This window comes from Burkholderia sp. Ac-20344 (assembly GCF_017104975.1).
Classification (GTDB): domain Bacteria; phylum Pseudomonadota; class Gammaproteobacteria; order Burkholderiales; family Burkholderiaceae; genus Burkholderia.
In genome coordinates, this window is record NZ_JAAGPP010000157.1 from 1 (window position 1) to 19,247 (window position 19,247).

Annotated in this window: 17 protein-coding genes; 7 read left to right on the plus strand and 10 right to left on the minus strand. The window is 67.5% G+C overall.

Going from position 1 to position 19,247, the window contains the following annotated elements; all coding sequences use genetic code 11:
* The coding region (locus G3N64_RS32900; RefSeq protein WP_277399149.1) for a helix-turn-helix domain-containing protein at positions 1-273 on the plus strand (273 nt) is incomplete at its 5' end.
* Between the two features lie 43 nt (positions 274-316).
* Here G3N64_RS32900 and G3N64_RS32905 read toward each other — a convergent pair.
* Positions 317-937, minus strand: a complete 621-nt coding sequence (locus tag G3N64_RS32905) for an ABATE domain-containing protein (protein ID WP_241021326.1) — start codon at positions 935-937, stop codon at positions 317-319.
* Between the two features lie 277 nt (positions 938-1,214).
* Between G3N64_RS32905 and G3N64_RS32910 the strand changes: the two genes are divergently transcribed.
* Positions 1,215-1,598, plus strand: coding sequence for a VOC family protein (locus G3N64_RS32910; protein WP_205787889.1), 384 nt, complete (start codon positions 1,215-1,217; stop codon positions 1,596-1,598).
* 135 nt (positions 1,599-1,733) lie between these two features.
* On the opposite strand, the gene G3N64_RS32915 is transcribed toward G3N64_RS32910, so the two are convergent.
* Positions 1,734-2,582, minus strand: coding sequence for an ureidoglycolate lyase (locus G3N64_RS32915; protein ID WP_205787890.1), 849 nt, complete (start codon positions 2,580-2,582; stop codon positions 1,734-1,736).
* Positions 2,583-3,246: 664 nt separating this feature from the next.
* Here G3N64_RS32915 and G3N64_RS32920 point away from each other — a divergent pair.
* On the plus strand, positions 3,247-4,068 hold the full coding sequence (locus G3N64_RS32920) for an IclR family transcriptional regulator (RefSeq protein WP_205787891.1): 822 nt from the start codon (positions 3,247-3,249) through the stop codon (positions 4,066-4,068).
* A 173-nt stretch (positions 4,069-4,241) separates the two neighbouring features.
* On the plus strand, positions 4,242-4,793 hold the full coding sequence (locus tag G3N64_RS32925; protein WP_205787892.1) for a hypothetical protein: 552 nt from the start codon (positions 4,242-4,244) through the stop codon (positions 4,791-4,793).
* A gap of 655 nt (positions 4,794-5,448) precedes the next feature.
* Here the strand turns inward: G3N64_RS32925 and G3N64_RS32930 are convergent.
* From G3N64_RS32930 to G3N64_RS32950, 5 genes are all read right to left on the minus strand, one after another.
* Complete coding sequence (locus tag G3N64_RS32930; RefSeq protein WP_205787893.1) at positions 5,449-7,806, minus strand: GNAT family N-acetyltransferase; 2,358 nt, start codon at positions 7,804-7,806, stop codon at positions 5,449-5,451.
* Between the two features lie 608 nt (positions 7,807-8,414).
* Positions 8,415-8,714, minus strand: coding sequence for an H-NS histone family protein (locus G3N64_RS32935; protein ID WP_205787894.1), 300 nt, complete (start codon positions 8,712-8,714; stop codon positions 8,415-8,417).
* A 102-nt stretch (positions 8,715-8,816) separates the two neighbouring features.
* Positions 8,817-9,089: a hypothetical protein gene (locus G3N64_RS32940; protein ID WP_205787895.1), complete on the minus strand. Its 273-nt coding sequence runs from the start codon at positions 9,087-9,089 to the stop codon at positions 8,817-8,819.
* Positions 9,090-9,150: 61 nt separating this feature from the next.
* A complete protein-coding gene (locus G3N64_RS32945; protein ID WP_205787896.1) occupies positions 9,151-9,678 on the minus strand; it encodes a BON domain-containing protein in 528 nt (175 codons plus the stop codon).
* 54 nt (positions 9,679-9,732) lie between these two features.
* Positions 9,733-11,211 carry a sigma 54-interacting transcriptional regulator gene (locus G3N64_RS32950; protein WP_205787897.1) on the minus strand — a complete coding sequence of 493 codons (1,479 nt, stop codon included), beginning with the start codon at positions 11,209-11,211 and terminating at the stop codon, positions 9,733-9,735.
* Between the two features lie 319 nt (positions 11,212-11,530).
* Between G3N64_RS32950 and G3N64_RS32955 the strand changes: the two genes are divergently transcribed.
* Entirely contained in the window at positions 11,531-12,934 is a 1,404-nt protein-coding gene (locus tag G3N64_RS32955) for a GntP family permease (RefSeq protein WP_205787898.1), read from the plus strand.
* A gap of 246 nt (positions 12,935-13,180) precedes the next feature.
* Entirely contained in the window at positions 13,181-13,444 is a 264-nt protein-coding gene (locus G3N64_RS32960) for a DUF4148 domain-containing protein (protein WP_205787899.1), read from the plus strand.
* Between the two features lie 77 nt (positions 13,445-13,521).
* Here the strand turns inward: G3N64_RS32960 and G3N64_RS32965 are convergent, their stop codons facing one another.
* The 3 genes from G3N64_RS32965 to G3N64_RS32975 form a co-directional block, all read right to left on the minus strand.
* On the minus strand, positions 13,522-13,887 hold the full coding sequence (locus G3N64_RS32965; RefSeq protein ID WP_205787900.1) for a 5-carboxymethyl-2-hydroxymuconate Delta-isomerase: 366 nt from the start codon (positions 13,885-13,887) through the stop codon (positions 13,522-13,524).
* Positions 13,888-13,960: 73 nt separating this feature from the next.
* Positions 13,961-15,559: a thioredoxin family protein gene (locus tag G3N64_RS32970; RefSeq protein ID WP_205787901.1), complete on the minus strand. Its 1,599-nt coding sequence runs from the start codon at positions 15,557-15,559 to the stop codon at positions 13,961-13,963.
* Positions 15,560-15,831: 272 nt separating this feature from the next.
* Positions 15,832-16,332 carry a GNAT family N-acetyltransferase gene (locus G3N64_RS32975; RefSeq protein WP_205787902.1) on the minus strand — a complete coding sequence of 167 codons (501 nt, stop codon included), beginning with the start codon at positions 16,330-16,332 and terminating at the stop codon, positions 15,832-15,834.
* Positions 16,333-16,910: 578 nt separating this feature from the next.
* Here G3N64_RS32975 and G3N64_RS32980 point away from each other — a divergent pair.
* Positions 16,911-19,247 (plus strand): phospholipase C, phosphocholine-specific (locus G3N64_RS32980; protein ID WP_205787903.1); only part of this gene is annotated, 2,337 nt, incomplete at its 3' end.

Genomic DNA, 19,247 nt, shown 5'->3' on the forward strand with positions numbered 1-19,247 from the left:
CAGCTGGCCGAGGAAGCCGATGAAAACGATCCGGCCGCCGCGTGCGGCCCGCTCGATCCCGACGCGCTGCAGGCGATCGCACCCGAGTTGTTCGCGGCGCCGCCCGACGCGGCCGACGCCGACGATACGCAGACGCTGCACGCGCGCCGCCGTCGCGCGGAAGCCGACGAGATCCGCGCGGTACTCGACGCGTGCGGCGGCGACCGCGACCGCGCATGCGCGATGCTCGGCATCAGCAAGACGACGCTGTGGCGGAAGTTGTCGGTGAAATAGGGCGGATTCGACGCGCCGACGCACTGTTGCCTGAAGAGGTACGTCAGTCGACCTTGTGATAGTGGCGGTACGCCTTCGCGCGATTGCCGCACGACGACATCGAACACCAGCGGCGGCTGCCGTTCTTGCTGTCGTCGATGAACAGCCACTGGCAGGCGTCGTTCGCGCAACGCTTGACCTTCGCGAGCCGCGCACCGCCGAGCAGGTCGATCGCCGACCACAGTACGGGGCTCAGCAGCCTCGCGAGCGTGGCGCCTGACGCGTCGATCCGCCACGCATAGCCGCCGTCGATACGCGCCAGCGCGACGCGCGGTGACGCTTCCGCCAAAAAACCGCTGAGCAGCGCGAGATCGTCGGCCTGCGGCTCGCATCGCTCCGCCTGCGCATGAAAGAGCCGATACAGCGCCTCGCGCAATGCGAGCGCGCGCGCCAGCATCGCCGGTTCCCCCTCTTCTTCTCCGCGCGCGCAGCACGCTTCCGCCAGGCCGGCCGGCACGCCCGCCTGCTCGCGGCACCACGCCAGCAGGTCGCCCATCGTGCCGAAGGTTTCCGTTGGCGGGTCGCTGCCGCGCCAGTACAGCGTGTTCGCGAAATCGATGCCCAGGGTTTCGGGCGGCGCTGGAATCAGGCAGTCCATCGTGACGGAAGGTTGCGTTTTGCTCATGACGCGATCGTATCTAACCGTCATGCCGGTTGACAAGCATCCGGGCGCTTTCCAACATAACCAGCATGGTAGTTATAAAAAGGTTTGCTGCACTGACACCCGCCTCAGTTCAAGGAGCCACAGATGTTCGATCGTCTTTCGTACGTCGTTATCCACAACGACCGCGGCCGCGCGTTGTACGACCACACACTCGGCGCACTCCGCTACAAGCGGCTGGCATGGTGGTTATAAGCAGGTTTGCCGCACTGACGTCCCTCTTCAGTCCAAGGAGCCCCACATGATCGATCACCTTTCGTTCGGCGTTGCACACATCGGCCGCAGCCGCGCGTTCTACGACAGCACGCTCGGCGCGCTCGGCTACAAACGGCTGTACAGCGACGACGGATCCATCGGGTACGGCACGACCGAGCCGGAGCTGTGGTTGCAGCACGCGGCTCGCCCGGTTGCAGCCGATCCCGACTCGGGGTTGCACCTGTCGTTCAAGGCCGCTTCGCCCGTCGAGGTCGACGCGTTCTACCGTGCCGCGCTCGAGCACGGCGGCCAGGACAACGGCGGGCCCGGCAAGCGCGAACACTACGGCCCCGGCTACTACGCGGCGTTCGTCGTCGATCCCGACGGGTATCGGCTGGAAGCGCATTGCGAACTCGACAACGTCGTGTGATCGCGCTCGCGTACCCATATGCCAAGGGCCCGATTCCGCGCGATGCGGAATCGGGCCCTTGGCTTTTGAACCACCGGTATCCGGCGCCCGACGACCGCCGGCGGCGGTCGTTCGACGGAATCGCCGGGTGCGCGGTTATCGCGCGTCGCGCGTGCGCTGCCGTTGCTCGCCGAGGCCTTCGACCCCGAGGCGCACCGTCTGGCCGGCCTTCAGGAACACCGGCGACGGCTTGATGCCCATGCCGACGCCCGGCGGCGTGCCGGTCGTAATCACGTCGCCCGGTTGCAGCGTCATGCAGCGCGACAGGTAGGCGATCAGCTGCGCGACGGTGAACACCATCGTGCGCGTGTTGCCGTTCTGATAGCGGTGGCCGTCGATTTCGAGCCACAGGTCGAGGCGCTGCGGATCGGGCACCTCGTCGCGCGTGACGAGCCACGGGCCGATCGGACCGAACGTGTCGAAGCCCTTGCCCTTGTCCCACTGGCCGCCGCGCTCGATCTGCCATTCGCGCTCGGACACGTCGTTGACAACGCAGTAGCCCGCGACGTAATCGAGCGCGCGCGATTCGTCGACGTCCTTGCAGATCGCGCCGATCACGACACCCAGCTCGACTTCCCAGTCCGTCTTGACCGAACCCTTCGGGATGTCGATGCCATCGTTCGGGCCGCAGATCGAGCTCGTCCACTTGCCGAACACGACCGGCTCCTTCGGCACCGCCATGCCGGCTTCGGCCGCGTGATCGGCGTAGTTCAGGCCGATGCCGATGAACTTGCCGACATGCCCGACGCACGCGCCGATGCGCGGCTCGCCCGACACGAGCGGCAGCGTGGCCGGATCGATCGCGCGCAACCGCGCGAGACCCGCGTCGGACAGCACATCGCCGGACAGATCCGGCACATGCGCGGACAGGTCGCGAATCCGGCCGTCCGCGTCGAGAATACCGGGCTTTTCCTGGCCGGACGGGCCATAGCGAAGCAGTTTCATCGTGCTCAACCTCTGTTGTCGAATGGGACAGGATACCGGCCGACGCGGCCCTTCGCGGCCGCGCGCCGGACTGATTGTCGATCGTCGATTGCGCGCGCCGGCGCCACATCCGGCATGCCGTTCGACGCGCGAGGGTCGCGCGGGCGCAGCGATCGTGGCGTCGCACGGAGGTACGGCGCGCATCGAACGGGCAGCCGCCGGCCTGCGCATCGGCGACGACGGCCCGGCACCCGCGACATGGTCCGGCCCGTACCGGCCGGCTTCACGCGCGGCCGCACCGTCGCTGGCCCGCCAGCCTTTGTACCACCGGCCGCGCACCGTGAAATGACGCGCGGCGGATACCGACTATTGGTGCGCCCGCGGACGCTGCGGCGCAGCATCGCGGGCGGTGCTGCCCGCCAATTTCCTTTCGAAAACCTTGAATCGGTGCCACCTGTCGTGAATACCGGGTATTCGGGGCTTCCCTGTCATCCTGAAAGCGAACTGATCCGTTCTTATCCGGTAATGATCGGTAAAAAGACGCTGCATTGCACACTAAATGTTTGTTGTTAAGCTCAGACGGATGGCGTTCGTCGCCACACGCGGGCTCGAAACAAGCGAGTTGCAGAATTGGTCAGCGTGCGTCGCCAATCGATCGACGGCCATCCCCAACCTCACATCGACAATGCAAACAACCAACGACCTGCTTCCCGGCTGCGACGCACGGGAATCGATGGGCGCAATCGACCGCTATCGCGCACCGGCACTCGACAAGGGTCTCGACATTCTCGAACTCCTGTCGGAGCAGAAAGAAGGCCTCACCCGCACCGAAATCACGAAGGAACTCGGCCGTAACGCAAGCGAGATCTACCGGATGCTCGAACGCCTCGTCGCGCGCCGCTACGTGATGCGCTCGACCGGCGGCGACCGCTACACGCTCAGCCTCAAGCTGTTCGCGCTCGCGCACCGGCACCCGCCGATGAGCCGGCTGATCGCCGAAGCCTTGCCGCCGATGCAGCGCTTCGCCGACGCCTCCGAGCAGTCGTGCCACCTGTCCGTCTACGATCGCGGCAGCCTGCTCGTGATCGCGCAGGTCGACGGGCCCGGCCCGTGGGGCGTGTCGGTCCGGCTCGGCTCGCGCATCGGGCTCGCCGATACGGCATCGGGGCGCGTGATGCTGGCGTTCCAGGGCACCGAGCAACGCACGCACATGCTCGCCGAGCACCGCAGGGTCAAGGGCGAAGCGCCGCTGAACGAGCAGGAACTCGCGTATGCGTGCCAGTCCATCCGGCAGGCCGGCTACCTGCGCCAGGACAGCCGCCAGGCGTACGGCGTGACCGACCTGACTGCGCCGATCCTCGGGCCGTCCGGCCATGCGATCGCGGTGCTGACCTGCCCGTACATGCGCCGGATCGATGCGCACATGGCGCCGTCCGTCGACACGGTCGTCGAAGGGTTGCGCGAGACGGTCGCCCATCTGTCGATGTGCCGCGACGAGACTTGCTGACGCGCAGGCTCGGCGCCCCGCACCGGGTACGGCGCAATCGCGTCGGTCCCGGTCGCGCGCAACACCGGCGCACCGCGCGACGCACGGTGCCATATCGTGCGTCCACGGCGCTACGCTAAAATAGCGGCCCTCTCAAAAACTACGGCGGCCGGTTGTCGCGGCCGTCGTGTCCGATGGATGTCATGGCCAAACTTCTGAACGATCAAGAATTCCAGCGTTTCTCCGAACTTCAGCAGAAGCAGGCAAGCTTCACGATCACGCCCGAAGAGGCGGACGAGCTGCGCGAAATCGTCGCGCGCGCGCAGAAGAAGCGCGACGACCGTGCCACCGCAATGCAGGCGATCGAGAACTACATCGAGCAGTTCGACATCACGCCCGACGAACTCTTCTCGCCCGAGCAGATCGGCGACGCGGCCCGCACCTACGGGCTCATCACGGCGACCAAGAAGGAACGCACGCTGCCGCCGTCGATCACGTTCAACGGCAAGCCGTACCAGTGGACCAAGACGCTCCCGGACGACGTGCGCGGCGCGCTGTTCGAAGCATTCACGTCGGGCGAATCGGTCAAGCGCTTCATCGCGATGCCGAAGGACACTGCGCGCTGCGCACTGACGATCGCCCGCCTCGAACGCGAAACCGGCGCCGTCTATGCCGATCCGCACCTCGAGGAACTCGCGATTTCGCGCGACCAGGTGAACGACGCGACGTCGAAACTCACTGCCTGAATGTAGCCACGGGCACGGTTCATGCGTGCCCGCCCCCTGCGTGACGCCGGCCCTGGCCGGCGCTGCGCTTGCGGGAACCGTGCGTCCGGACGCTCCCGAAAAGTCTCACCCTGGCGTCCCGCAAGCGCTCACCGACGCCTCCCGAAAAAGCTCACCAACGCTCCTGGAGACGCTCACCGAAGCCTCCCGGATGTCCTCACCGACACTTCCCGCAGACCCTCACCAATGCGCCCCGGAAAGGCTCACCGACGCCTCCCGCAGAGTCTCACCGGCCACTCCCGCGAAGGCTCACCGAGTGCTCCCGTATCGGCTCACCCCTACCTTCCCGGAGAAGCTCACCCGCAGCTCCCGAAAAATCTCACCTTTTGGGTAACTTGGAATTTTCGAGGGTAGGATGCGGCGGTAAATGCGTACGGACACCTTGCGGAAAACAGCGACGCGGGACGGATATTGCGGGCAAGCGATACGCGTCTCGCGGTGCCATATGAGCGTCGATATTTCCGTTGCGAACAGGCGCCGACACGTTCGCGGTTGCTTCGCTCGAGAGACAGGTTCGAATACGCCGCATGCGTGACGGGAAACATCCGCAACGTACCGAGAGGCCGGGGGCATCGACTGCATGCAACGTCTCCGCGCGGCGGGCAGCCGGCAGACGCTACGGCTGCAGCTTCATCCTGAAGCCCACGACGCCGGGCTCCTCCGTCGTCGACACGGCAAAACCGCACGATTTCGCAAGCGAGATCATTGCCGAGTTCTCGCGCAGCGCCTCGCCGACCATCCAAGCGGTTCCGCGCGAGCGCGCGTATTCGATGATCCGGGCCATCATCAGCCGGCCCAGCCCCTTGCCCTTCTGATCGGGTCGCACCGCGATCGCGAACTCCGCCGTCTCGTTGTCGGGATCCGCCACAGCGCGCACGACCGCAAGCGTGTGGTCGCGCCCCGACACATCGGTGAACGACACGATAAAGGCCATCTCACGGTCGTAATCGATCTGCGTCATGCGCGCCACCTGCGAATGATCGAAGCTGCGCACCGCGCCGAAGAAACGCATCCGCAGATCGTCCGGTGTCATCGCGCCGAGCAGTTCGTTGTGCGCGGCCTCGTCTTCCGGACGGATCGGGCGGATCGTCACCGTCTCGCCGCGCCACTCGAGCGTCTGTTCGAGGTGGCGCGGATACGGCATGATCGCGAGCCGGCTGCGCCCCGCGGCCAGCGTGATGCGCGGCGCGATCACCCGTGCGCGGTCGGACAACACGCGCAGCGTGACCGACATCGCAACGACTTCGCGCACGTCGCAGACGACCTGCGACAGCGCCGTCAACGCGTCGAGCGTCGGCTCGATGGGCGTGCTGCGCGCATACGGCGAACGCTCCATCACCGCGCGTGCGAGCACGGTGTTCAGCGGCGGCAGGCCATAGACGACGAACGGCGCCGATACGCCATCCGCAGGCGGCACGGCATAGCGAAACACCGGGCCGAAGTTCGAATCGTCGTACATGTCGACGGTGACATCGACGACTTTCGTGCCGGCCGGCTCGACGGCCTGCTCGCCCTGCAGGCCGAAACAGGACAGCCAGTGCAGCGCGGCGTCACCGGTCAGCTCGTGCTGGCCGGCTTCGACCATCCGGCGCGCGTCGGCCTGCGCGGATGCAACGCACTCGGCCGGCTGCGGCGGCGTGCCCTCGGGCGTTTGCATCAGCAGTTGCCGCCCGAGGTTGTAGTCGACGAGACGCGCATACGCGCGTGCGAGCCGCTGCGGCGTGGTGTGCACGGGAATGCCGTTCGCGTGCAGTGCATCGCGCGTCGCCGCGTCGACCGCGCCGAAGAAACACGCGAGGATGCCGCGATGCGCGTACTGCCGCGCCTCGATCAGCGTGTGCGCAACCGCATCGGCCGGCGCGCTGTGGGAAGTCGAATGGACGACGAACAGCGTGCCCGTTTGCGGGAACGGTGCAAGTGCCTTGATTGCCGCGGCAAAATGTTCGGGGCGCGCATCGTCGCCCAGCGTCAGCGGATTGCCGGGCGACGCGAGATGCGGCAGCGCGGCCGACACGGCCGACGTGACCGCGGGCGACCAGTCGGCCAGCACGTCGCGCACCTCGGCCACCGCATCGACCGCGAGCTTCGCGACGCCTGCGTCGCTCGTCACGAGCGTGGCCGCGCCGCGCGCCGCGACGCGGCCGACGCCGAGCGTCTCGATCTCGTCGAGCAGATCGTCGAGCGCATCGACACGCACCATCCCCGCGCGCTGGAATGCCGCCGTATAGAGCGCGTCGCCGGGATCGGCGCGGCCGGTGCGCAATGCGAGCACCGGCTTGTTGCGTGCGGCCGCGCGCGCGGCCGACATGAACTTGCGCGCGGCGCGCACGGTATCGAGTTCGAGCAGGATCGCGCGCGTGCCGGGATCGCTCGCGAGATAGTCGAGCACGTCGCCCGCATCGACGTCGGACTCGCCGCCTAGCGCGACGACATGCGAAAAGCCGAGGCCCCGCGCATCGGCCCAGCCGAGCACCGCGTTCGTCAGCGCATTCGATTGCGACACCCATGCAACGCCGCCCGATCGCGCCGTATAGGCCGGCGCGCCGAAATGCGCATGCCGTGCGGGCGACAGCACGCCGAGGCTGCCGGGCCCGACGATACGGAGCACGAACGGCTTCGCCGCCTTCAGGGTGCGATCGAGCGCGGCGCGATCGGCGTCCGTGCGCGCCTCGCCGACGATCACCGCGACGCGCGTGCCGAGCTCGCCGAGCTTGCGCACGATGCCGGCCCAGGTCGCGGGTGGCGTGCAGATCACGGCAACCGACGGCGGCGCGGGCAACCGGTCGACATCGGAGACGACCGCATGCCCGTGCAGGTCGCGATACTTCGGATTGACGGGCCACACGGGCCCCTGGAATGCACCGTCGAGCACGCGCGACCACACCATCGCGCCGATACTGCCCGCGCGCGACGACGCGCCGACGACGGCAACGGACTTGGGCTGGAACAACGCATCGAGATGGCGAACGGTCACATCGGCTCCCTGCGGTAACGAAAGACGACCCGATCGGCATGCGGCACGGACAGGCCATACGCCGATCGACGCGAACCCCAAGCATAGGCGAAGCGCATGCGGCTGCCTATATGCCGAACGGCCGACTGTTCGACACGCGTCAACACCCGCACCATGGGCCTGCAACACGAGCACGGAAGCCATCGCCGCGCGCCGGCCGTGCACATTCGCTCGGCGCACGCGGCGCACGCATGCGACGCGGCGCAACGCTGCGTCCGCTTCGTCAAAGGTGAGGATTTACAGGAGCCATGGTGAGTATCTTCGGGAATTGCACGGCGCGGCGCGCAAGCACGCGAAAGGTGATCGGAATTCGCAGCGCGCGTGCACCGCGAGAATGGCGCAGGCCAATGCGCATGTGCTGCGCAATTGCAGCGCTGTTTACCGGAATTCACCGCGATATGCCGTCGAATCGCAGCGAATTCGCAAAACGGGATCCGTTGATCGCGCGGCGTCGCAGTTCAATACGCCGTCGGGAATCGCGCCGGGAATGCACAAAAACAAAACGGTGCGACGGCCGCATGGCCGTTCGCACCGTCAGTCAGCACGCGAAAGGTGAGGTTTTTCGGGAGTCAGTCCTTGATCAGGAAACGCGCGCGATTCTTGCCGAGCCACGTCGGCGATCGCCCTCGGCCACTCCACGTTTCGCCCGTCTTCGGATTCAGGTATTTCGGCGGCGACGTGCGCTTCGGCTTCGCACTGGCAGCGGCTGCTCCTGCCGGACGAAACCCGAGCTCTTCCGGCGTAATGTCGTATTCCTCGATTTTCGCGCGGATATCGGCAATCGCATCGGCAATCGCCTTTTCGCGTTCCTTGTCGATCTTTTGCTGAAGCCGTTCGAGCTGCGCGGTCAGTTGCCTGTAGGTCGCCATATCGATGGGACTCCGTGAGTGTTATTCGTGAAAAATGGATGACTCTCAGCCAACAGAAAAGCGCTTCGCCCGATCGTGTCTCCTCAGCCGGTTATCTCGGAATCAATAACCGCTCTTCTTCTTGCACGCGAAGAGAAGATTTCGCGTGGTGTCATCGCTCGATTGCTGAAGCACGTCGAAATCCCCGTTGCAGATCGCCCGGGCATTGTCCGTGCAATTGCTCCAGTCGCGGCCGGTGCATTGCACCTGTGTGGTCGGACGCCCGTCCGAAGTGAACAGCGGCGCGCTGCCGCCGCACCCGCCGAGCCCCGCAACCAGAGCCAACACGACGGCCGCCCGAGGCCGCCGACAGACCGACGCAAGCATGTGTTTCATTGTTGTTCCCGTCAACCTTTTTTTGAATGTCGCGAGTATGCCATGCGCGGCCCTTCCGCCGTCAGTTCGGCGTGCGGCCCGGTTGCCCGCGCGCCTTGTACGGCAAGCGCCTGCGCGGATCGTCGGTGATGCGAACGAAAACCTGCTCGACGTCCGGAAGCGCCTCGAGTTCGCGTTGCAACGCCTGCCGATCGAACGCCGTATCGGCGCATCCTTCGACGTAAATGAAACGCCGCTGCACGGTGATCCACAGGCTCGTGCCATGCAGCCGATCGGAGCCGGCGAAGTGCGCCTTCACGGCGTCGGCGATCGGTGCGTCATACATATAAGAGTTCGGCTTCGTGCAGCGGTGCGCGAGCCAGCAGGTCGTACCGCGTTCGGCGCGGTAATGCGCGTCGTCCGACATCTCGGCCCGGGTCATCCACGGGCCGAGCGGCAACGGGCATTCGGCCACGTCCCGCGACAGCGCGATGAACGGATCGTTGTACCAGTTGCGCCGCGCCTCGGGCGCGTCGGCATCGCCGGATTGCGCGAACGCGGAAGTCGCCAGCAACATCGTCAGCCATCCTCCGATGCCGATCCGTTTCATCGTGATCTCCTGTTCGATGCGTCACGCCCGGGCGCATCGGCTTTGCCGATCGGCCTACCGGTCGATGCCCAGCGCCGCCAGCTTCTTGTACAGCGTCGCGCGGCCGATCCCGATGCGCGCGGCCGCGTCCACCACCTTCCCGTCGCAGGCCGCCAGCGCATCGGTCAGGAACTGGCGCTCCCACGCCGCCAATGCATCGGCATACGAAGCGGCCGGCGCAGCAGGCACGTCGCCCGCGCGCCGCTCGATCGGCTGCACGACCATCGGCTGCGCCGAGGCCGCGCCGTCCGTCGATACGCGCATCGGCCCAAGAAACGGCGCGAGCGCACGCGCATCGATCACCGACCGGTCCGACAGCATCAGCGCGCGTTCGAGCGTATTGCGCAACTCGCGCACGTTGCCCGGCCACGGATACGCACACAGCATCCGCAGCGCATCGTCGGTCAGCTCGCAATGGGCGGCGCGCCCGTGCTGCGCAGCCAGCTCCTCGAGCGTGGCGTAGACGAGCGCCGCAATGTCGGACGCACGCTCGCGCAGCGGCGGCGCGTGGATCGTCAGCACGTTCAGCCGGTAATAGAGATCCGCGCGAAAACGCCCGGCCGCGACCAGCGCCGGCAGGTCGGCGCTCGTGGCCGCGATGATCCGGACGTCCGCGCGCACGATCCGGTTCGAGCCGACCGGCTCGAATTCCTTGTCCTGCAGCACGCGCAGCAGCTTGCCCTGCAGCGGCAGCGGCATGTCGCCGATCTCGTCGAGAAACAGCGTGCCGCGATCGGCCAGCTCGAACTTGCCGACGCGCCCCTTGCGGTCGGCGCCCGTGTACGCACCGGGCGCCGCGCCGAAGAATTCGGTTTCGAGCAGCGTGTCGGGAATCGCGGCGACGTTGACGGTCACGAGCGGCTGGAGCGCACGCGCCGACGCCGCATGGATCGCATGTGCGAGCAGTTCCTTGCCGGTGCCCGTCTCGCCGAGCAGCAGCACCGGCGAATCGACCTGCGCGGCGCGGCGCGCCTGGCGCTTGGTTTCGAGACTCGCGGCGCTCGTGCCGACGAAGCTCGCGAACGTGTATTTCGCGCGGCGCGCCTGCGCGAGCGAACGCTGCGTCGCGATCAGCTGCTGCTGAAGCTGCGCGTAGCGGGAAAAGATCGGCGTGAGCGTCTTCAACTGGTCGAACAGCGCGAAGCCGATCGCGCCGACCGTCTCGCCGGCCTCGTTCTTCAGCGGCAGGCGCGTGACGACGAGCGGCTCGCGGCCCGTCTCCATGATGTCGAGCAGGATCGGCTGCCCGGTCGACACGACCTCGCGCATCAGGCTGTTCGGGATCACGGTCTCGCAGTCGAGGCCGACGGCCTGCTGCGGATCGGCGAAACCGAAGCGCGCCGCGTACCGCTCGTTCATCCACACGACGCGCGCATCGCGATCGACGACCACCGTGCCCGCGCTCGAATCCTCGAAGGTCCGGAACAGCGACTCGGCGGCACGCCGCAGCACGTCGCCATAGTTGACGGGCAGGCGGGCCCAGTCGTTCATCATCGTGTCTTCGTCTCCGTGTATTTTCGGCCGGCTGTCTCCGGAACGAGACGGATTATCTCACTCCGGAGACACGCCGCGATGCGTTGTCCAGGAAAGCCTTGCCCGATTTCACGGGCTGGCCGGACGGCCATTTCGTCTCCGGATGGAGACGTTTTATGTAGAATCGTCAGACGATGACCGGCGCGGGCCCGCCGGTCTCCGGCGGATCCACGTCCGGCGGCGCAATCCGGCCGATGGCACGAAACCTGCACGAACCTGAGCCGGTCCGCGGCGGCGCGTCGCGCGATCGAACAACAACCAAAGCCATTAGGAGACTCCCTTGTCTTTCGTGATCGTCCTCGCCGCGCTGGCGTTTCTGATGTTCGCCGCGTACCGCGGCTACAGCGTGATCCTGTTCGCGCCGATCGCCGCGCTCGGCGCGGTCCTGATGACCGAGCCAGCGGCCGTCGCACCGGTCTTCTCCGGCATCTTCATGGAGAAGATGGTCGGCTTCGTCAAACTGTATTTCCCGGTATTCATGCTCGGCGCCGTGTTCGGCAAGGTGATCGAACTGTCGGGCTTCTCCGAGTCGATCGTCCATGCGGCAATCCGCTACATCGGCCGCTCGCGCGCGAATGCAGTGATCGTCGCCGTGTGCGCGCTGCTCACCTATGGCGGCGTGTCGCTGTTCGTCGTGGTGTTCGCGGTCTATCCGTTCGCGGCCGAGCTGTACCGCCAGAGCAACATTCCGAAGCGGCTGATGCCCGGCGCGATCGCGCTCGGCGCGTTCTCGTTCACGATGGATTCGCTGCCCGGCACGCCGCAGATCCAGAACATCATCCCGACCACGTTCTTCAAGACGACCGCCTGGGCCGCCCCGGCGCTCGGCACGATCGGCTCGCTGTTCATCATCGTCGTCGGCCTCTCGTATCTCGAATGGCGCCGCCGTTCGGCGATGGCGAAGGGCGAAGGCTACGGCACGTCGCTCGTCAACGAGCCGGAGCGCGTCGCGGCCGATTCGCTGCCGAGCCCGTTCCTCGCGATCCTGCCGCTGATCCTCGTCGGTGTGTCGAACTTCGCGCTCACCAAGCTGATCCCGACGTGGTACGGCGCCGCGTCGTACACGGTCGCGCCCGACGTGCTGCCGGGCGTGCATACGCCGGTGACGACGTCGATCAAGACGGTCGTCGCGATCTGGTCGGTGGAGGCCGCGCTGCTGCTCGGCATCCTGCTCGTCATCGCCACCGCGTTCAAGCGTGTCAGCGAACACTTCGCGGCCGGGTCGAAGGCGGCGGTGGGCGGCGCGCTGCTCGCCGCGATGAACACGGCGTCCGAATACGGCTTCGGCGGCGTGATCGCCGCACTGCCGGGCTTTCTCGTCGTCGGCGATGCACTGAAGAGCATTCCGAACCCGCTCGTCAACGCGGCCGTGTCGGTCAGCTCGCTCGCCGGCATCACGGGCTCGGCGTCGGGCGGCATGAGCATCGCGCTCGCCGCGATGTCGGACCTGTTCATCAAGGGCGCGCAGGCCGCGAACATCCCGATGGACGTGCTGCACCGGGTCGTCGCGATGGCGAGCGGCGGCATGGACACGCTGCCGCACAACGGCGCGGTGATCACGCTGCTCGCGGTCACGGGCCTCACGCACCGCCAGTCGTATCGCGACATCTTCGCGGTCACGATCATCAAGACGCTCGCGGTGTTCTTCGTGATCGCCGTGTACTACACGACGGGGCTCGTGTAACCCCCCGCGGCGGCCCGTCTCCGGGCCGCCGCCCGCCGGCCGCGTCGCTGCGGCCGGCTTCTCCCCCGCTCTCCCCCTCCTTTGCCGGACGCCGTCCGGGCGCGCTCGCCGGCGAGCTCATTGTTGTCTACAGCAGAACACTACGTTGGGCGCGGCGGCATTTTTCGCATGCCGGGCGAGGCCTACACTGCTTTCGACGGTCACCGTATGCAACCGGCACCGTCGAAAACCTGGAGGTATCCGCTCATGAACCCGCTCATCCGCACCATCGCCCTTGCTGCCGCATTCGCCGCTCCCCTCGCCGCGCACGCGCAAGCCAACCCGCCGCTCACGCGCGCCGAAGTTCATTCTGAAGTGGTCGCACTGAGAAAGGCCGGCTTCCAGCCGAGCGACTGGTTCTACCCGGCCAGCATCCAGGCCGCCGAAGCGAAGATCGCCCGGCAGCAGGGTGCGCCGCGGGCTGCGGGCGCCGGCTACGGCAATCGCGGCGCGTACTCCGCGGGCCAATAGTCCGGTATCGAACCCGCGGGCTGCGCTTGCGCCAGCGCCACATTCCCGGCCCGCGCAGCGCATCGCACCCTGCCCGGTCAGTGTGGCTCGATGCTCGCTTTCGCGTAGGACTCGCGCTCCAGTTCCAGTATTTCCGCGCACAGCTGCAGGTGCGTACCGGGCGGCGCGACGACGTGCCGCTTCAATTCCGCCAGCACCTGCTCCGAGAATGCGCGCTTGGCGTCAGTCGTCCGGCCGCTCAGCACCGCGAGCTTCGCATGGACGAACGCGCGCGGCGCCGGCGACGTGCCGACCGCGAATGTATCGAACCGCAGCGCGCGGCTCTTGATGTCGAGCTCGTTGAAATGGCCGGATGCGGCAAGCGCGGCATTGAGCGCGCGCAGGGTCGCGCCGGCGTCGAACCCGTCGAGGTTCGCGGAATATTCGAGCGTCAGGTGGGGCATGAAGTCGGTGGTCTCGTGGGTATCGGGAAAAACGCCGGCCGGCATCCCGAAAGCCCACGCAGTGCCACCGGATCTATGCCTTGACCGGCTGGATCAGCCGCGCGCAGGCACTTGCCTGCGGATCGCCGGCGGGCAGTTTCCCACAGATGCCGTCGAACTGCTTCGCGATCGACCTGACCGATGCGTCGTGCGCGCCGCTGCCGCGCCAGCGGTTCAACTGCGTGACGACCTTGGTCAACGCGCGCAGGTTCGCGCCGTAGAACGCATCGCGCGTCTTGTCGGCCTGGGCGAGCACGCTCGCGGCAATCCCTTCGATACGCGCCGCGTCGTCCGGCGCCAGTTCGACCGCATTCGCAAGATAGGTCGCGCCCCAGCGCAGCTTCGTCGCCGGCCCGCTCGCCGCGTCGTATGCCTTGCGGTACCAGTCGAGCGCCGCGGCCTTGTCGCCGCGCGCCTTCGCATTCGCGGCCAGCCCGGACATGAAGTAGTACGGCGTGGACGAACGCGGCAGCTCGGCCTTCAGCAACGCATCCGACTCGTCGTACAGCCCCGCGTCGGTCAGCGTGTCCGCGCCTTCGCTGACGAGCGCCTGCCGCTCGTATGCATTCGCGGCGCCCTGCACCGACGCGGCGATCTGTTTGCGCGCCGTGTCGGCCAGCGCCGGCGCGGCAAGCGGTGCGCCCTTGCGCGCATCGCCGCGCGCGAGCAGCACGCGGCCATGCAGCGCCATCAGCCGGTCGATCGACGACAGCGTGGTATCGGTCGACAGGCGCGCGAGCGCCGTGTCATACGCGCCGCGCAATTTCGCGCGCTGCGCGTCGTCGCCGCCACCGAGATACGCGACCACGCGCGCGGGCGCCGCGACCAGCACGTCCGAATCGGCCCGCGACAAGGCGGGATCCTGCAGCACCGTGCGCAGCGAATCGGCAAGCGCCGCCTTGTCGAGCGCGCCGGCCTGCGTCGGATCGTCGGACGCGGCGACCACGGCCGACTTCAGCGCGAAGCGCGCCGATTCGGCCTTCGCGCCGGCCGCGCGCGCGCGTTGCGCGAGCGACTGCAGCGTCTCGGCGACGCGATCGGCCGGCACCGGCAGCGCGCCGTCGGTATCCCACGAATAGTCGGCCAGCAGGCGCCATTCGTCCGGCGTCAGCGACGCGCCATTCTTCAGCGCGGTCGCAAGCGTCTGCCGCACCGGATGCGCGGCCGTCATCCCGAGCGACAGCGCCTGCATGTAGCGATCGAGATCGGCTTCGCCCGGCAGCCGCGTCACTTCGGTGCCGTCGGGACGGAACAGGATCATCGTCGGATAGCCGTGCACCTTGAAACGCTCGCCGAGCTTCTGCGCGCTTTCGGTATCGCCGTCGAGATACACGGGCACGAAGAACGACGAGCGGGTCTTGAATGCCTGCTGGCTGAAGATCGTCGACTTCACCTGGTTGCACGACGGGCACCACACCGCGCCCCAGTAGAGCAGCAGCGGCTTGCCGGTGCGCTTCGCCAGCGCGAAGGCGGCGTCGACGTCGCCGTGCTGCCACGCAATGCCCGGCGGCAGGTGCGCGCCGTCGGGCGACGCGCTCGCCGCCGGGGCGCCCGTGGGCGTGGCAGCGGCAAACGCCGCGCCCGCGACGGCAAACAGGCAGGCGGCAGTCAGATTCCGGAGAGCGGTTTTCATCGAAGCGGGTCCGTTGAAAGAGACGGTTGCGGGAAGGTGCGGCGCGCGAAGCGATGGCTGTGAAGCGACAGCCATGAAGCGATGACGATGAAGGCTGCCGGCGTGCAACGCTGCACATGATCGTTACGGAAAAGCGCACGCCGGCCGAGGCGGCCGGCAAATCCTTCGACGATACGACGGGCACGGCCGGCGGAAAACGAACGAATTCTCGAATCAATATGACGTGCGGCATCGCGGCCGCGCGTGCTGCCACATGCGCGTCGGCCAGCCGCTCATTGCTGCGCCTTGAGCCGCGCCATGTGATACACGGATGCGTGCACGCCGTCGCGCAATGCATAGCCCGGCGATTCGCCCTCGATCCGGAAGCCGTGCTTCTCGTAGAGTGCGATCGCCGCGCGGTTGTCGGTGAACACGGTCAGCTCGAGACGCGTGATGTTCAGCCAGTTTTCCGCGAGATCGATCGCGGCCGCGAGCAACCGGCTACCGACGCCGCGCCCGTGACGCGCCGCGTCGACCATCATGCCGAGCCCTGCCGCATGGCCCCGGCGCGGATTCGGTTCGGGATGCAGGCCGAGATGGCCGACCACTACGCCGTCGATCTCGGCGACGAGGCTCACGCCCTGCTCGCGCACGCGTTCGAGCCGTGTCTGCCATTTCTCGAGTGACGGAAACGGATGCTGCAACGTATTCGCGTACACCGCGGGATGCGCGGCGATCTGCCGGATCGCGTCGACGTCGTGCGTCTCGCTGTGCCGGATCTTGATGTCGGTCATGGGTGGGCCGGTTCCGAAAAGTCGCGCCAGTCGCGCGGGCTGCGCACGTACGCAGCAACGGATCGAGCTTATCCGATTTCACGCATTCGAAACATCGGCGTCGCGCGATGCCGTTGCACCTGCAACGACACGCGATCACGCCTCTCCCGCCGAGAGCAGGGAAAATCTGACCGACCCCGCAAACGGCAATCGGTCATTCCTGACTCGCTTCCGTCACACATCGCCTCGAGCTCAATCGTTGCGCACGCAACGTCACGCGCGCGCGACATGCAATGTCATCTCTTCATCACGTCGACGTCACGTCGTCTCTCTAGACTGGGCGCCGCCCAACCCGGCATGCGCCGGGCCGACGTGTGCCGACGTCCCGCCCCGCGCATCACGCGCGCGCGGCGCGCAGGATCGCGGCAACGGCCAACGCCTCCGCGCGACACCACGCATCGCGTGCGATGCGCGCACCTCCGCCACGCGCGGCCGATGCACTCGAACGCACACGCCGCGCGAATCGTCCCAGGGGGGCGATGCACGGGCGCCACCAGACGAAGTCACGAACGCTCCCATCATCACAGGACCCGAACGCCATGACGTCACGCCGTAAATTCCTTCAGCAGACCGCCACTTCCGGCCTCGCCGCCGCCGCGCTGTCCGCGTTTCCACCGAGCATCCGCCGTGCGCTCGCGATTCCCGCGTTTCACGAAACGGGGACCATCAAGGACGTCAAGCACGTCGTGCTGCTGATGATGGAGAACCGCGGATTCGACAGCTACTTCGGCACGTTCAAGGGTGTGCGCGGCTATGGCGACCGCTTTGCGGTGCCGTCGCCGAACGGCCGCAACGTGTTCTACCAGACGTACACGAAGCAAACGCCCGCCACCACCGTCGCGCCATATCACCTCGACGCGAGCCAGGGCAACGCGCAGCGCGCGGGCGGCACGCCGCACACGTGGGCCGATGCGCAGGCCGCGTGGGACCACGGCCGGATGAACCGCTGGCCCGACGCGAAGACGCCGCTGTCGATGGGCTACTACGACGCGGCGGAAGTGCCGTTCCAGCGCGCGCTCGCCGATGCGTTCACGCTGTGCGACCACTACCACTGCGGGATGCACACGGGCACGATCGCGAACCGCCTGTTCTACTGGAGCGGCACCAACGGCCCGAACGGCATCAGCCCGGCCGACGGCAGCCGCGTGAAGATCGCCGCGCTGAACAACCAGTTCAACGGCGGCAACGACATCGGCCCGTCGAGCCAGGGCTGGACCTGGACTACCTACGCCGACCGGCTGCAGCAGGCCGGCGTGAACTGGAAGGTCTACCAGAGCCTGATCGACAACTTCGGCTGCAACGAGATGATGAGCTTCCGCCACTGGCGCGCGGCGATCGAGCAGATGCCGCCCGCGCGCCAGCCGGCGTACGTCGCGTCGACGGACATCACGCAGCCCGTGACGGCGGCCGGCGCGTTCTACGATCCGGCGATCGACGATCCGCTGAGCCCGCTCGCGAAGGGGTTCGGCAACACGATGCCGTACGGCTTCCTCGAATCGTTCCGCGACGACATCCGCAACGGCACGCTGCCCGAGGTGTCGTGGATCATCCCGCCGTCCGTGTACAGCGAGCACCCGGGGCCGTCGAGCCCTGCACAGGGCGGCTGGTACGTGCAGGCCGTGCTCGATGCGCTGACGGCGAACCCGGAGGTGTGGAGCAAAACCGTGCTGCTGGTCAACTACGACGAGAACGACGGTTTCTTCGACCACGTGCCGTCGCCGGCCGTGCCGTCACGCAACGCCGACGGCACGCTCGCGGGCGGCCATACGCTGCGGGATGCCGACGTCGCCGCCGAGTACCACGACTTCACGCCGGCCACGTCGAGCCAGCCGGCGATCGACGGCCGCCCGTACGGCCCGGGCCCGCGCGTGCCGATGTGGGTCGTGTCGCCGTGGAGCCGCGGCGGCTGGGTCAACTCGCAGGTGTTCGACCATACGTCGACGCTGCTCTTCCTCGAAAAGCGCTTCGGCGTCGCGGAGCCGCAGATCAGCGCGTACCGCCGCGCGGTGTGCGGCGACCTGACGAGCGCGTTCAACTTCCACTCGCCGAACAACGAACCGCTGCCGACGCTCGCGGGCCATACGACGAAAAGCCAGGTCGACGCGCTGAGCGCCGCGCAGCAGGCCGCGCCGAAGATCGTGCCGCCGGCCGCGCCGTCGCTGCCCGCGCAGGCCACCGGTGTGCGCCCGTCGCGCGCGCTGCCCTATGAGCTGCATGCGAGCGCGCGTGCCGATGCCGGCAACGGCACGGTCACGCTGAAATTCGCGAACACGGGCCGCGCCGCCGCCGTGTTTCACGTCTACGACAAGCTGCACCTCGACCGCCTGCCGCAGCGCTACATCGTCGAACCGGGCAGGACGCTGCACGGCGACTGGGCCGCGCGCGCCGACAATGGCGGTAAATATGACCTGTGGGTGCTGGGCCCGAACGGCTACCACCGCCGCTTCACCGGCGACCTGAGCCGCCTCGCCGGTGCACGCGCACCCGATCCGGAAGTTCGCGTCGGCTATGCGGGCGCGAGCGGCAACCTCCACCTGCGGCTGCGCAACCACGGCGGCGGCACGGTGCGCTTCACCGTGAAGTCGAACCAGGTCTACGGGCCGCTGCCCGGCCGCGGCGGAAACGACGACCGCGGTCACGGCCATGGCAACGAGGATGGCAACGGCCCGGGCCATGGCCACGATCACGGGACCGGTACCACGTGGACGGTCGCCGTGCGCGCTGGCGACCAGGCCGAACTGCACTGGACGCTCGACTCGACCGGCCACTGGTACGACTTCATCGTCACCGCGGACAGCGACGCGAGCTTCTCGCGCCGCGTCGCCGGCCGCGTCGAAACCGGCCGTCACTCGGTCAGCGACCCGGCGATGGGGCTC

Bases quoted from the DNA above. Each gene is read 5' to 3' on its own strand.
- G3N64_RS32965 (WP_205787900.1), bottom strand. From the start codon at position 13,887: ATGCCCCACCTGACGCTCGAATATTCCGCGAACCTCGACGGGTTCGAC.
- G3N64_RS32960 (WP_205787899.1), top strand. From the start codon at position 13,181: ATGAACCCGCTCATCCGCACCATCGCCCTTGCTGCCGCATTCGCCGCT.
- G3N64_RS32975 (WP_205787902.1), bottom strand. From the start codon at position 16,332: ATGACCGACATCAAGATCCGGCACAGCGAGACGCACGACGTCGACGCG.
- G3N64_RS32935 (WP_205787894.1), bottom strand. From the start codon at position 8,714: ATGGCGACCTACAGGCAACTGACCGCGCAGCTCGAACGGCTTCAGCAA.
- G3N64_RS32925 (WP_205787892.1), top strand. From the start codon at position 4,242: ATGGATGTCATGGCCAAACTTCTGAACGATCAAGAATTCCAGCGTTTC.
- G3N64_RS32915 (WP_205787890.1), bottom strand. From the start codon at position 2,582: ATGAAACTGCTTCGCTATGGCCCGTCCGGCCAGGAAAAGCCCGGTATT.
- G3N64_RS32970 (WP_205787901.1), bottom strand. From the start codon at position 15,559: ATGAAAACCGCTCTCCGGAATCTGACTGCCGCCTGCCTGTTTGCCGTC.
- G3N64_RS32910 (WP_205787889.1), top strand. From the start codon at position 1,215: ATGATCGATCACCTTTCGTTCGGCGTTGCACACATCGGCCGCAGCCGC.
- G3N64_RS32945 (WP_205787896.1), bottom strand. From the start codon at position 9,678: ATGAAACGGATCGGCATCGGAGGATGGCTGACGATGTTGCTGGCGACT.
- G3N64_RS32940 (WP_205787895.1), bottom strand. From the start codon at position 9,089: ATGAAACACATGCTTGCGTCGGTCTGTCGGCGGCCTCGGGCGGCCGTC.
- G3N64_RS32950 (WP_205787897.1), bottom strand. From the start codon at position 11,211: ATGATGAACGACTGGGCCCGCCTGCCCGTCAACTATGGCGACGTGCTG.
- G3N64_RS32905 (WP_241021326.1), bottom strand. From the start codon at position 937: ATGAGCAAAACGCAACCTTCCGTCACGATGGACTGCCTGATTCCAGCG.
- G3N64_RS32920 (WP_205787891.1), top strand. From the start codon at position 3,247: ATGCAAACAACCAACGACCTGCTTCCCGGCTGCGACGCACGGGAATCG.